At 63.7% G+C, this 12,489-nt stretch carries 10 protein-coding genes; 4 read left to right on the top strand and 6 right to left on the bottom strand.

Annotated elements, in window-relative coordinates:
- Window positions 1-58: 58 nt before the first annotated feature.
- The 4 genes from nagZ to NKI66_RS07935 all read right to left on the bottom strand — a co-directional run bounded on the left by nagZ (window position 59) and on the right by NKI66_RS07935 (window position 7,717).
- Window positions 59-1,078 (bottom strand): beta-N-acetylhexosaminidase, encoded by a 1,020-nt coding sequence (gene nagZ, locus NKI66_RS07950; RefSeq protein ID WP_352751381.1) that lies wholly within the window; start codon window positions 1,076-1,078, stop codon window positions 59-61.
- 131 nt (window positions 1,079-1,209) lie between these two features.
- Complete coding sequence (locus NKI66_RS07945) at window positions 1,210-4,566, bottom strand: SPOR domain-containing protein (protein WP_352751379.1); 3,357 nt, start codon at window positions 4,564-4,566, stop codon at window positions 1,210-1,212.
- 103 nt (window positions 4,567-4,669) lie between these two features.
- Entirely contained in the window at window positions 4,670-6,427 is a 1,758-nt protein-coding gene (gene argS / locus NKI66_RS07940) for an arginine--tRNA ligase (RefSeq protein WP_352609614.1), read from the bottom strand.
- Window positions 6,428-6,502: 75 nt separating this feature from the next.
- Window positions 6,503-7,717, bottom strand: coding sequence for a deoxyguanosinetriphosphate triphosphohydrolase (locus NKI66_RS07935; RefSeq protein ID WP_352609613.1), 1,215 nt, complete (start codon window positions 7,715-7,717; stop codon window positions 6,503-6,505).
- 90 nt (window positions 7,718-7,807) lie between these two features.
- Between NKI66_RS07935 and erpA the strand changes: the two genes are divergently transcribed.
- The 4 genes from erpA (at window position 7,808) to NKI66_RS07915 (ending at window position 9,753) form a co-directional block, all read left to right on the top strand.
- Window positions 7,808-8,155, top strand: a complete 348-nt coding sequence (gene erpA, locus NKI66_RS07930) for an iron-sulfur cluster insertion protein ErpA (protein WP_013531288.1) — start codon at window positions 7,808-7,810, stop codon at window positions 8,153-8,155.
- Between the two features lies 1 nt (window position 8,156).
- Window positions 8,157-8,552: a VOC family protein gene (locus NKI66_RS07925; protein WP_128304007.1), complete on the top strand. Its 396-nt coding sequence runs from the start codon at window positions 8,157-8,159 to the stop codon at window positions 8,550-8,552.
- Window positions 8,553-8,569: 17 nt separating this feature from the next.
- Window positions 8,570-9,364 carry an exodeoxyribonuclease III gene (gene xth / locus NKI66_RS07920; RefSeq protein WP_023812197.1) on the top strand — a complete coding sequence of 265 codons (795 nt, stop codon included), beginning with the start codon at window positions 8,570-8,572 and terminating at the stop codon, window positions 9,362-9,364.
- 89 nt (window positions 9,365-9,453) lie between these two features.
- Complete coding sequence (locus NKI66_RS07915; protein ID WP_023812198.1) at window positions 9,454-9,753, top strand: hypothetical protein; 300 nt, start codon at window positions 9,454-9,456, stop codon at window positions 9,751-9,753.
- A 49-nt stretch (window positions 9,754-9,802) separates the two neighbouring features.
- Here the strand turns inward: NKI66_RS07915 and NKI66_RS07910 are convergent, their stop codons facing one another.
- Both NKI66_RS07910 and ilvD read right to left on the bottom strand, forming a co-directional pair.
- Entirely contained in the window at window positions 9,803-10,663 is an 861-nt protein-coding gene (locus tag NKI66_RS07910) for a tetratricopeptide repeat protein (protein WP_031213511.1), read from the bottom strand.
- Window positions 10,650-12,374 (bottom strand): dihydroxy-acid dehydratase, encoded by a 1,725-nt coding sequence (gene ilvD / locus NKI66_RS07905; RefSeq protein WP_352751376.1) that lies wholly within the window; start codon window positions 12,372-12,374, stop codon window positions 10,650-10,652. The genes NKI66_RS07910 and ilvD overlap by 14 nt, the downstream gene beginning before the upstream one ends.
- Between the last annotated feature and the right edge of the window lie 115 nt (window positions 12,375-12,489).

Here is a 12,489-nt window from a genome sequence, read left to right as displayed (position 1 = left end):
GCGGCCTTCGCGGCCTTGCTTTCCAATGTTTCCGCCACTGCCTGTCGCTTTCCCTTTGCTATGCCATCGCATCGAAGTAGGTGGCGAATTCGGCACGTATTTCGGTTTCTTCAACCGTGTCACGGTTCTTTATATAGGTCAGCGCCCGCTTTGCGCGCTCCAGCGACGTGCCCTCAAGCCCCGTGGTCCGCGATGCGATGCCGGCCATCTCCTCAAAAACGCCATTGCAGTGAAGGACCAGATCGCAGCCCGCTGCAAGGATCGAGGCCGCCTTTGTCGGGAAATCCCCAGAAAGTGCCTTCATCGAGGTGTCGTCGCTCATCAGCAGTCCGTCGAAGCCGATTTCGCGCCGGATGATCTCGTCGATGACCTTGCCGGAGGTGGTCGCCGGATTGTTGGGGTCGATCGCGCTGTAGACGACATGAGCTGTCATCGCCATCGGCAGATGGCTAAGCTCCTTGAACGGGGCGAAATCATGCCGCTGCAGATCGCTGAGCGAGGCATTGACCACCGGCAGTTCGAAATGCGTGTCGGCAAAGGCACGTCCATGACCCGGAATATGCTTCATGACCGGCAGCACGCCGCCCGACATCAGCCCTTCCGCGGCTGCGCGGCCGAGCTCGATCACCGGTCGCGGATCCTTGCCATAGGCCCGCGCGCCGATGACATCGCTGGCGCCTTCGATCGGCACATCGAGCACCGGCAGGCAATCGGCTGTGATGCCGTAGCGCAGCAGGTCGAAGGCATGCAGCCGCGCCATCAGCCAGGCCGCTCGGGCGCCGGCATCATGATCGTCGCGCCACAGCGCGCCGAGCGCGCCGCCGGCGGGATAGTTCGGTGCCAGCGGCGGTCGCAAGCGCTGCACACGGCCGCCTTCCTGATCGATGAACACCAGCGCGTCCGGACGCCCTATGCAGTCCCGCATCTCGGCGACCAGATCGCGGATCTGTTCGGTCTCGCCAATGTTGCGCGCAAACAGGATGAAGGCCCACGGGCATTCATTGCGATAGAAATTGATTTCTTCGCGGGTAAGCGATTTCCCGGCACAGCCGAGGATCATGGATTTTGATTCGGTCATGTCGGCAGTTTAGGGCTTTGCGCGATCAAAGGGAATCGCCAGGGATTCATCCGGGACAATGCCGGATCTGCTTTCCCCATGAAAAAGCCGGCGCGGTGGACCGCGCCGGCTTTTGATGGTTGGCTCCGGCTTTAGCGCGAGACGAAGCAGTTGCCGCCGGCGGCCTTGTAACTGGTGCACAAATTGATCGCGTCATTGCGTGACTGGGCCGGAACGCGCACGCGGTAGAACGTGCCTTTGCCGGCGATCTCGGCCTTGACGATGTTGGCGGTACGCCCGGCAAGCACGCTGCCATAGCGGCGCTGCAGATCCTGATAGCTGGACTGGGCGCTTTCGACGGTCGGCTGCGAGGCGATCTGCATCGACCACGAGCCACCGCCGGCCGCGGTCGATGCCGGATCTATGGACGCAACCTGATCGGGCTTGACCTCGCCGACAACATCGACCGGCTGGTCGGACGGACGCTGCGGCGCGAGCGGAACCTTTGCCGGCGTGTTCGCCGATTGGGCCTCGGCTTTCGGCTTGGCGACCGGCTTGAGGGCCGGCTCGTCGTCCGCCTGGGCGGCGGCAGGCGCCACGGTGCCGGTCTGGTCCGCATCGGCTTGCGCCGCCGGGGCGACATGCTGCGGCGCCGGATCGACCGGCTCGGTAGCGGCCATTTGCGGAGCGGCGGGCGCTGCCGGATCTTCACGCGGCACCAGCGAACCGTCCGACTTGACCACCATGGTCCTCACCTTGCGCGGCGCAACGGCGACGACATCGGCATTGGTGCCCTTGTCGGCATCCTGCAGCACCTGCGCGATGCGATCCTCGGACTTGGGCGCCGGCGCAGTGCTATCGGCAGAAGCGTTGTCGGCCGAAGCGGCGCCGGACATCGGCGCGGCATTGCCGACATCGGTTCCAGCGGCGGCTGCATTCTGGTCCGGCGAAAGATCGATGGCGCGGGCCGGGTCCTTCGCCTGCACGTCAACCGGCTCTTCGACGTTGGTGACCAGCTTTTCCTGGACCGGCTCGGCTGGCTTTGCGCCCCTGACCGCGTCGTAGACCTTGTTGTCCTGGTTGGGCACCACGGCGCCGCCCGGATTCTCCGGCTTAACCTTGATCGGCGCGTTGTCGGCCTTGACGATGACAGGCGCTTCGCTGCCGCCCTTGCCGCCAAAGGACAGCGCAAAGGCACCGAGACCGCCCGCGACGGCGACCGCGCCGACAATCGCGGCGATGAACAGGCCGCGTCCGCGCGACGGCCTCGCGGCCTCACGCTCGCCGAGCCCCGGGACAGCCATAGCCTCGTCGAGTTCGGGATCGTAGTCGAGTTCATCGACGGTGAAATCATCGGCTTGCGAAACCGGCTGGCTCCCTGGCAGACTGTCAAGGTCGAAACCAGAGGCGTCGGCATAACCCGTGGGCGCCGCCGCGCGGGCGGACATGTCCATCGGCCGCGCGGCATAGGTCCGCGCTTCCGGCTCATAGCCCGGCTTGATCCCATCATAGCCCGGCTTGACCCCGTCATATGCCGGCTTGAGGCTGTCATAGCCCGGCTTGAAGCCCGCGGCATAGGAGTCATCATCGTAAGACGCGCCGGCCAAATTGCCTGTGGGAGCGGCAGCGACCTCCACCGCGTTCATCTCGGAGAGAAGGCTGGAGAACTCCGCATCGAGATCGTCGTAGCCAGGCGACGCTGGCTGGTCTTCCTCGAAGTGCAGTTCGGGAATATCGAGATCGTCCGCCAGCGCGACGACACGCTCGGGTACATCGACCGTTTCGACGTCGGGCATGTCTTCGTAATGCGCCGGCTGGCGCGATTGCGGCGCCGATACCGGGGCAGCGGGAGCCACGGCCTCGACCGGCTCGGACGAACGGTAGGATGTCATGGCGGCGACTGCCGGCCCGGCGGCCACGGATGCCACCGAAGCGGCCGGCTGAGCACCAAACGCAGGCTGAGCGCTGAATGACGGCTGCTGCGGAACCGGCGTCACGCGGCTCCACGAACGCGGCGGCTCTGCCGGTTGGGAACGCTCCGCAAGCCAATCGAGAGAATCCGCCGAATTGTCCCGGTCAGCGGCTTCGTCACGCGGATCAAGATCCTTGGGCAAAGCCGCGTCGAACGCATCATCGTCGAAATCGACATCGCCAACCGTGTTCCAGGTCGTATCCTGGAGTTCATCAAGCATAAGGTCGTCAATATCCGCATCGGCCGCTTGGGCCGTGCCAACATGCCGGTCCTGCTCAGGCGCGGGTTCGTCAAGATCCCAGTCGAGGTCGCCGACAAGGTCGGCCGGTTCCTCGGCGGGCTCGGCAACAGGCGGCAGGGCAGCGACAGCCGGCTGAGCCGTGACGGGCTCACTGGCCACCGGCACTGTGCGCGCCGTCATGGCACCCAGCAGCGCATTCAACTCGTCTTCCAGGCTCCGTTCGTCCGCGGTCGGGGCATGCACCGCGGCTGCGATGTAGGCTTCCGGCGCCGCCGGCTGGGCGGCAACGGCGGCAACCTCTGTGACCGGCTCTTCGACCGTTTCGGCAAACGCGTCGTCCAAATTCAGGTCAAAAGCATCGTCCGGCACGCTCTCAGGGCTGGGAAGCTCGCCCTTCGCGTCAGCGACATCGGCAAACGCATCATGCGTTGGCGGCTCGTCGAAGGCATTCGGCTCATCCGCGCGAACGTCGAAATCCATGTCGACATCAGCCATGGCGTCGTCGAAATGGCCGGCAAAGCTTTCATCGGAGATTGCATGGCCGTCACGCGCCGCCGCTTGCTCCGGCATGGGATACTCGACGGGCTCGGCGACCACGAATGACTGTTCGGCCGCCGAATGGTCGTCGAGCACCAGCTCGTCTTCAAGCGAGACTGCCACCGCATCGTCGAATTCGTCATCTGAGGCAACTGGCTCGACAGAAGCGTGCGTGTCGGCAACGGCGTATTGGGCCTCTTGGGCTTCCTCATCGATCCGGAGGTCCTGGTCGAGCGAAGTGGCAAGCTCGTCCGCCATCGACTGATCGTCCTCGAAGGGGGAGACGTCCTCAAGCGAACCGGCGACGGCATCGTCAAAATCAGACGCGAAAGCCGGCTCGACGGACGGCGCGGCTTCAGCTGCGACCGCATGGCTGGTGCCGGCGACGTGGCCGTCGATCTCAGCCATGTCCAGTTGGAAATCGTCGTCGAGCGACACCGAAAGCTCGTCGTCCATCGCGCTGGCGTCAGCCGCTTGGAATGCCGGCTCATGCTCGAAGGTCGGCTCATGAGCCTGGACAACCGGAGCGGCGTCGCTGTCGTCAGCGCCGAACTCGCCCATCATTTCTTTCTCGAGATCGATATCGAAATCGCCCTCTTCGAGCCCGCGATCGGCGGCTGGGGCCTGCGGCTGGGCGGGCGATTGCGGCCTGACCGGCTGGCGCGGGTCGAATCCCATGATCCTGGTCAGTTCCGCGAACGGATCATCGTCAGCGATGTCGTTGTTGTCGGCTACTCTCAGCTGGGTTCTGTCTGCCATTATTGTTCCCGAACTCGCACTCATTCGGACGCCATGGACGTCGCGTAGGGTTGGCCCTTACCAGCGCAATGTGGGCAAAAGGTGACAGGTTATTTAGTCAAACCTAACGCATTTCGGTGGGCGCGGCGGCCCCGATCAACGTCAGGCCGGACGTCAAAACGTCCGAAACAGCCTGCACCAGCCCTAGTCTGGCATGCGTCAATTGTCGGTCGTTAACCTTAACAAAACGTAAGTCCGGATTATCCGTGCCACGGTTCCAGTGTCCGTGGAAGCTGGAAGCCAGATCATAGAGGTAAAATGCCAGCCGATGCGGCTCGAGCGCAAGGGCGGCGGACTCGATCAGCCGCGGGTATTCGGCGAGCTTGCGGATCAGGCCGATCTCGCCCTCATCGGTCAGCAATGCCGCGGCCGACGCCAGGCTGTTGCGGTCGAAATTGGCTTCGCCCAGTTGCTCGCTCGCCTGCCGGAACACCGAATGACAGCGCGCCGAGGCGTACTGGACATAGAACACCGGATTGTCCTTGGACTGCTCGGTCACCTTGACGAAATCGAAATCCAGCGGCGCATCGTTCTTGCGGTAGAGCATCATGAAGCGGATCGCGTCGCGGCCGACCTCCTCCACCACTTCGCGCAGCGTCACGAAATCGCCCGACCGCTTCGACATACGCACCGGTTCGCCCTCGCGAAACAGCTTGACCAGATTGCACAGCAGGACAGTGAGCTTCACCTCGTCGCCGGCAATCGCCCGCGCCAAGGCCTCCAGCCGCTTTACGTAGCCGCCATGGTCGGCGCCGAGCACATAGATCAGGTCGACGAAGCCGCGATCGACCTTGTCCTTGAGATAGGCGACGTCGGCGGCGAAATAGGTGAACGAGCCATCGGACTTGACCAGCGCCCGGTCCATGTCGTCGCCGACCGCGGTCGAGCGGAACAGCGTCTGCTCGCGGTCCTCCCAATCGTCGGGTTTCTCGCCCTTGGGCGGCGGCAGCTTGCCCTTGTAGATATGGCCCTTCAGCGTCAAATCGTTGATCGCCGAGCGGATCTTCCTGGCATTGTCGGCGTGCAGCGTGCGCTCGGAGAAGAACACGTCGTGATGCACGTTGAGCATCGCCAGGTCCTCGCGGATCATCGCCATCATCGCATCGATGGTGCGATCCTTGACGATGGCGAGCGCCTCGTCATCGGGCATCTGCAGAAGCGAGCGGCCGAATTCCGCGACCAGCGCCTGGCCGACGGGCACCAGGTAATCGCCGGGATAGAGACCGGCGGGTATTTCGCCGATATCGTCGCCCAGCGCTTCGCGGTAGCGCAGGAATGCGGAACGGCCGAGCACGTCGATCTGCGAGCCGGCATCGTTGATGACATATTCCTTGGTCACATCGTAGCCGGCGAAGGCCATCAGATTGGCAAGCGCGTCGCCGACGACAGCACCCCGGCAATGGCCGACATGCATCGGCCCGGTCGGATTGGCCGAGACATATTCGACATTGGTCTTCCTGCCGCCGCCAACCGTCGAGCGGCCATAGTTGCGGCCCTCGCCGAGCAGTGCGGTCAGATGTGTCTGCCAGAAGCCGTCCTTGAGCCTGAGATTGACGAAACCGGGCCCTGCCACTTCCGTCGCCGCGACATCCTTGTCGTCACGCAGCGCCTGCGCCAGTCTTTCGGCCAGCGCGCGCGGGTTCTGGCCGGTCGGCTTGGCCAGCACCATCGCCGCATTGGTCGCCAGGTCGCCGTGGCTGGCGTCGCGCGGCGGCTCGACGGCAATGCGCGACAGGTCAGCCGAAACGCCGTCTTTGTCTTTCAGATCAAGCGCTTCGACGGCTTTTATGATTCGCGCGGTGAAATCGGCGAAGATGTTCATTTGTGTGACTCTGGGGTCTGGCTCTGGCGGCTTTGCAGCGAATCCGGCTCGTTGGCCGGCAAAATCGAGCCCGCCCTAGCCCAATTCAGGCGTATGGTCAAACAAACGCCGGTGTTCCTTGAGCGCGTAGGTGTCGGTCATACCCGCCAGGAAGTCGGCGACGCTGCGCGCCTTGATGCGGTCGTCGGCCCGATCCAGCCCCTCGCGCCAGCCATCCGGCATGGCGCGCGGATCGGCGAAATAGGCGTCGAACAGATTTTTGACGATCTGCTCGGCGTCCGCGCGCACCCGCATAACCTCCGCATGCCGGTAGAGGTGCTTGTACAGGAAGGCCTTCAGTTCTTTCTCCAAGGCAGCCATTTCGGCCGAGAAAACCACCATCGTCTCGCCAGCTGCCCTCACTGTATCGGCGCTCCGCGGCCTGATGCGATCGAGATTGGCGGTCGTCGACTTGATCACGTCCTCGACCATGGCGGTTATCTGCCGCCGCATCAGCTCGTGGCCGGTGCGCACATCATCGAGGGAGGGATAGCGTGAGCGAACGCCTTTCAGGATCGTTCCCGGCAGCGAAACCGTCTCCAGCATGTCCAGTGTCAGTAGCCCTGCCCTCAAACCGTCATCGATGTCATGCGTGTTGTAGGCTATATCGTCGGCGATCGCCGCGCATTGCGCCTCGATGCCGGCGAACCGGTCGAGTTCGAGATCGTGCAGTTCAGAGTAATCACGGATCGCCTGCGGCACCGGCCCTTTCAGACCCTTGCCGTTGGCGTCCGTCAGCGGCCCATTGTGCTTGACCAGGCCTTCCAGCGTTTCCCAGGTCAGGTTGAGCCCATCGAACTCGGCGTAGCGCGCCTCCAGCCTCGTCACGATGCGCAGCGATTGCGCGTTGTGGTCGAAGCCGCCCCAGGCGGCCATCTTCTCGTTCAGTGCGTCCTCGCCGGTGTGGCCGAAGGGCGTGTGGCCGAAATCATGCACCAGCGCCACCGCCTCAGCGAGATCCTCGTCGCCGCGCAGCGCCCGTGCCAGGGCGCGCGCGATCTGCGCCACTTCGATCGAATGGGTCAGCCGGGTGCGATAGTGGTCGCCTTCATGCGCGATGAAGACCTGCGTCTTGTGCTTGAGCCGCCGGAAGGCCGTCGAATGGATGATGCGGTCACGGTCACGCTGGAACGGCGTGCGGGTCGGGCTTTCCACCTCGTCGAACAGCCGTCCGCGCGACTTTGCCGGATCGCAGGCATAGGCGGCGCGTGGCCGATAGCCGAATCCGATGTCGCCCAACTCATTGGTCATGGCTGATGCTGCCGCGTTTGACTTAGCCAGGTTGACTTGGCCCGTCGCGCTTCATACCTATCATGTGAAACCGAAAGCAAGGTGACGCCCATGGGCGCTGATGCCAAGACTGCCATGAAAGTCGATATGACCGAGGCCGCCGCCAAGCGGATCGCCAGGATTGTCTCGAACGAGGCCGGCAAGACGGCGCTGCGCGTGTCGGTCGAAGGCGGCGGCTGCTCGGGCTTCTCCTACAAGTTCGATCTGGTCGATACGCGCAATGACGATGACGTCGCCATCGAGAAGGACGGCGCCACCGTGCTGATCGACGATCTGTCGCTGGTCTATATGGGCGGCTCTGTGATCGATTTCGTCGACGATCTGATGGGCCAGTCGTTCCAGATCCGCAATCCGAACGCCGTCGCCTCCTGCGGCTGCGGCACGAGTTTCTCCATATAGAATGCCTGCTATCGGTGCGGTCCGTCAGATCGCGCTGTCGGCTGGCCGTGATCTCGACGCCACGCTGGCTTTCTGGCGCGACGTGCTCGGCATGGCGGTTCATGCGCGCTTCGACCCGCCGGGCATCGCCTTCATCATGGCCGGCGATATCAGGCTGCTGTTCACCGACGGCATACCGGCCGGAACCGTCTATCTCGACATATCGGGCCTCGATGACTTCCATGCCTCTGCGGTCGCGGCAGGCGTACCCTTCACCGCGCCGCCAACACTTGTCCATCGCGACACAGAGGGCCAGTTCGGTCCAGCGGGGGAAAGCGAATGGATGGCCTTCCTAAAGGACCCGGCTGGCAATACGATTGGCCTCGTCGAACGCCATCCGCCGCAAGAATCCAACTGAACAGCATCGAGACCGCCATGAAAATCGTCACCTGGAACATCAACGGTGTCCGCGCCCGCATTGGCAACCTCACCCATTGGCTGACCGAGAGCGCACCCGACATCGTCTGCCTGCAGGAGATCAAGTCGGTCGACGAGCAATTCCCGCGCGCCGAGATCGAGGCGCTTGGCTACAATGTCGAAACCCACGGCCAAAAGGGTTTCAACGGCGTCGCCCTGCTGTCGAAGCTGCGCTTCGACGAGGTGATCCGAGGCCTGCCCGGCGACGATGCCGATGAACAGGCGCGTTTCATCGAAGGGGTTTTCTCGACTGACAAGGGCGCGCTGCGCGTCGCCTCGCTCTATCTGCCGAACGGCAATCCGATCGATGACGAGAAGAAGTTTCCTTACAAGCTGTCCTGGATGGCGCGGCTGGAGCGCTGGGCCGAAGAACGGCTGAGACTGGAGGAGGCTCTGGTGCTCGCCGGCGACTACAACGTGATTCCCGAGCGGATCGACGCGCGGTTTCCGGAGAACTGGCTGGGCGACGCGCTGTTCCAGCCGCAGACGCGACAATCCTTCCGGCGGCTGCTCAACCTTGGTTTCACCGAGGCGGTGCGCGCGGTCACCGACGCACCCGACACCTACACATTCTGGGACTATCAAGCCGGCGCGTGGCAGAAGAACAACGGCATCCGCATCGACCACCTGCTCTTGTCGCCGGAAGCCGCCAACCGGTTTTCTTCCGCGTCGATCGAAAAGCACGTGCGCGCCTGGGAAAAACCGTCCGATCACGTGCCGGTGGCGATCGATCTCGCACTTCAGCCGGCCTGAGAGAACCCTCGCCGGGCACGTCTGCGCTGGACCTCATATCGCCACATTTCGCGCCGCTCATTGCGGGCCAGCATGGCGGCTGGGGTTCCATGAGCACACGATTTCATCTTTGTCCGATCGGCCTGGCATTTGCCATGGCCGCTCCCGGTGCGGCATTTGCCGACCAGGAATGCCTGGCCAATGGAAAATCCTACCAGCTTGGCCAGGTCGCCTGCCTGACGCTTGCCGACCGGAGCCATCTGGCTCGCTGCGACATGGTGCTCAACAACACATCGTGGACGAAGATCGGGGATAGCTGCCCGGAAAACACGCTGGCGCCACAACCCCATGTCACGCCGATCTCGACGCCGGCGCCCAGCATGGTGCCGACGGAGCCGATCGAGAACTGATCACGATCGAAAATCGAGTGCTGCTGGTGAAGCTGACGCGGCCGCGAGATTACTGATCCGCGTTGTTGCCCTTGGTGAGGATATCATCGGCCAGCGAGATGGCGGTGCGGCGGTCGGCCTCGCCGGCGGTGGCAAATGCCTCTTCCTGCATGCCGCGGATCCAGGGCTGGTCAGCCGGCGAAGCGCGTTCGAGCGCTGCCGTCATCATCGCCAGGCCACGAACGATCTTGCCGCTCTGGAACAACAAATGGCCCAGTGTCGCCTGTGCGCCGGCATGGCCTTTCTCGGCGGCGAGTTGGAACCAGCGCCCGGCCTGCTTGACGCTGGCCTTCACGCCGCCCTCGCCCTTCAGGAACATCTGCCCCATTTCGAACTGCGCGTTCGGATTGCGGTAGTTGGCGGCGGCGCGCATGTAATATTCCTGGGCCGCCACCTCGTTCTCGGCGACCGGGCTGCCGGGAATGCCCGTGCGCAAATAGTCGCCAAGCGCCACCAGCGCGTCGGAGACATAGCTTTCCTCAGGCGAGCCGGGCTCGACGTCCTGATCGACGATCTCGGAGAAGAACTTGAACGCCTCGTAGTCGTCACGCGCCACGCCGTCGCCCTCGGCATACATGCGGGCAAGCTTCCAGGTGGCGCCGATCTGGCCGTTTTCGGCGGCGTATTTGTAGGCCTCGGCAGCCTGTTCCTTGTGGCCGTTCTTGTAGGCGGAGAAGCCGAACTGGAAGACCGCCCATGGGCTGGATTGCGGCTTCACCCCGGTCTTGTCGTCGAACACCTTGTCGTCGAAGGCCATGGCCTGGCCCACGGCGCCAAAGGTCGCGCCAAAAGTGGCGATCACGACCAGTGCCGAAAAGACAGACGACCTCAACAACTCTGGTGTTGACTTCAACAACTCAGATGTCCGCATAACAGTGTGTTTCTTTCGCACCGCCTGGATGGGTCACCGCGCCATCGCGCGCCGGCCCTACCGTCTGTGCATATTTCCATATCGCGCCCGACTGATAATCGGTCGCGCGCGCCTTCCATGTCTTTGCCCTCGCCGCCAGTTCGCTATCGGACAACGCCACGTCGATCGTGCCGTTCACCGCGTCGATCGAGATCACGTCACCATCCCTGAGCAGTCCGATCGGGCCGCCTACGGCTGCTTCGGGGCCGACATGGCCGATGCAGAAACCGCGCGTCGCGCCCGAGAAGCGCCCGTCGGTGATCAGCGCCACCTTGCCGCCCATGCCCTGGCCGTAAAGTGCTGCCGTCGTCGACAGCATCTCGCGCATGCCGGGGCCGCCGCGCGGCCCCTCGTAGCGGATGACGAGAACTTCGCCTTCCCTGTAGTTGCGCTGCGTCACCGCCTCGAAACATTCCTCTTCCGAATCGAAGCAGCGTGCCGGGCCGGAGAACTTCAACTCCGCCATGCCCGCGACCTTCACGATCGCGCCTTCGGGGGCAAGGTTTCCCCTCAAGCCCACGACACCGCCGGTTTGGGTAATGGGTGTGTTGGCCGGGCGGACCACGTCCTGATGCTCATTCCAGACAACGTGCTGCATGTTTTCGGCCAAAGTGCGGCCAGTCACGGTCATGCAGTCGCCATGCAGATAGCCGTGGTCGAGCAGCGTCTTCATCAGCAGCGGAATGCCGCCGGCCTCGAACATGTCCTTGGCGACATATTTGCCGCCCGGCTTGAGGTCGGCGATGTAAGGCGTCTTCTCGAAGATCTTGGCCACGTCGAACAGGTCGAACTTGATGCCGGCCTCGTGGGCGATCGCCGGCAGATGCAGTGCCGCGTTGGTCGAACCGCCGGTGGCCGAGACCACGGTCGCCGCATTCTCCAGCGCCTTCAGCGTGACGATGTCGCGCGGCCGGATGTTTTTCGCGATCAGTTCCATGATCTTTTCGCCGGAGGCGAAATTGAACCGGTCGCGCATTTCATAGGGAGCCGGCGCGCCGCAGGAATAGGGCAGCGCCAGGCCGATCGCCTCGGCGACGGTGGCCATGGTGTTGGCGGTGAACTGGGCGCCGCAGGAACCGGCCGAGGGACACGCGACCTGCTCGATCTCAAGCAGTTCGTCGTCGCTGATCGTGCCGACCGAGTGCTGGCCGACCGCCTCGAAAACATCCTGCACGGTGATCTGGCGGCCGCGATAGCTGCCGGGCAGGATCGAACCGCCATAGATGAAGATCGACGGCACGTTGAGCCGCACCATGGCCATCATCATGCCGGGCAGCGACTTGTCGCAGCCGGCCAGCCCGACCAGCGCGTCGTAGCAATGGCCGCGCATGGTGAGTTCGACCGAATCGGCGATGACCTCGCGCGACACCAGCGATGACTTCATGCCCTGGTGACCCATGGCGATGCCGTCGGTGACGGTGATGGTGCAGAATTCGCGCGGCGTGCCGCTGGCCGCAGCGACGCCCTTCTTGACCACCTGCGCCTGGCGCATCAGCGAGATGTTGCAGGGCGCCGCCTCGTTCCAGCAGGAGGCGACCCCGACCAGCGGCTGCGCAATCTCGGCCGCCGACAAACCCATCGCATAGAGATAGGAACGATGCGGCGCACGCGCCGGACCGACGGTCACATGGCGGCTGGGGAGCTTAGCCTTGGAGATGACTTTGGCGTCCATACTCTTCCTTGCCCCATCTTCCCTGCAAATGGGGCGGAGCGGCCTGCCCCCTCGCCGAGCCTTTTGGCGCGTGTCCCGAGACAAGATCGAGGTGCGCCGGGTTTATGGCGGGAAA

This window comes from Mesorhizobium sp. M0518 (genome assembly GCF_040321125.1).
Lineage (GTDB): Bacteria > Pseudomonadota > Alphaproteobacteria > Rhizobiales > Rhizobiaceae > Mesorhizobium.
The sequence above is the reverse complement of the archived record's forward strand: the minus strand, read 5'-3'. Positions and strand labels throughout refer to the sequence as shown.

What these genes read in the sequence shown, in the direction of transcription:
- nagZ (WP_352751381.1), bottom strand. Translation starts at nt 1,078, where the DNA reads ATGACCGAATCAAAATCCATGATCCTCGGCTGTGCCGGGAAATCGCTT.
- NKI66_RS07945 (WP_352751379.1), bottom strand. Translation starts at nt 4,566, where the DNA reads ATGGCAGACAGAACCCAGCTGAGAGTAGCCGACAACAACGACATCGCT.
- argS (WP_352609614.1), bottom strand. Translation starts at nt 6,427, where the DNA reads ATGAACATCTTCGCCGATTTCACCGCGCGAATCATAAAAGCCGTCGAA.
- NKI66_RS07935 (WP_352609613.1), bottom strand. Translation starts at nt 7,717, where the DNA reads ATGACCAATGAGTTGGGCGACATCGGATTCGGCTATCGGCCACGCGCC.
- erpA (WP_013531288.1), top strand. Translation starts at nt 7,808, where the DNA reads ATGGGCGCTGATGCCAAGACTGCCATGAAAGTCGATATGACCGAGGCC.
- NKI66_RS07925 (WP_128304007.1), top strand. Translation starts at nt 8,157, where the DNA reads ATGCCTGCTATCGGTGCGGTCCGTCAGATCGCGCTGTCGGCTGGCCGT.
- xth (WP_023812197.1), top strand. Translation starts at nt 8,570, where the DNA reads ATGAAAATCGTCACCTGGAACATCAACGGTGTCCGCGCCCGCATTGGC.
- NKI66_RS07915 (WP_023812198.1), top strand. Translation starts at nt 9,454, where the DNA reads ATGAGCACACGATTTCATCTTTGTCCGATCGGCCTGGCATTTGCCATG.
- NKI66_RS07910 (WP_031213511.1), bottom strand. Translation starts at nt 10,663, where the DNA reads ATGCGGACATCTGAGTTGTTGAAGTCAACACCAGAGTTGTTGAGGTCG.
- ilvD (WP_352751376.1), bottom strand. Translation starts at nt 12,374, where the DNA reads ATGGACGCCAAAGTCATCTCCAAGGCTAAGCTCCCCAGCCGCCATGTG.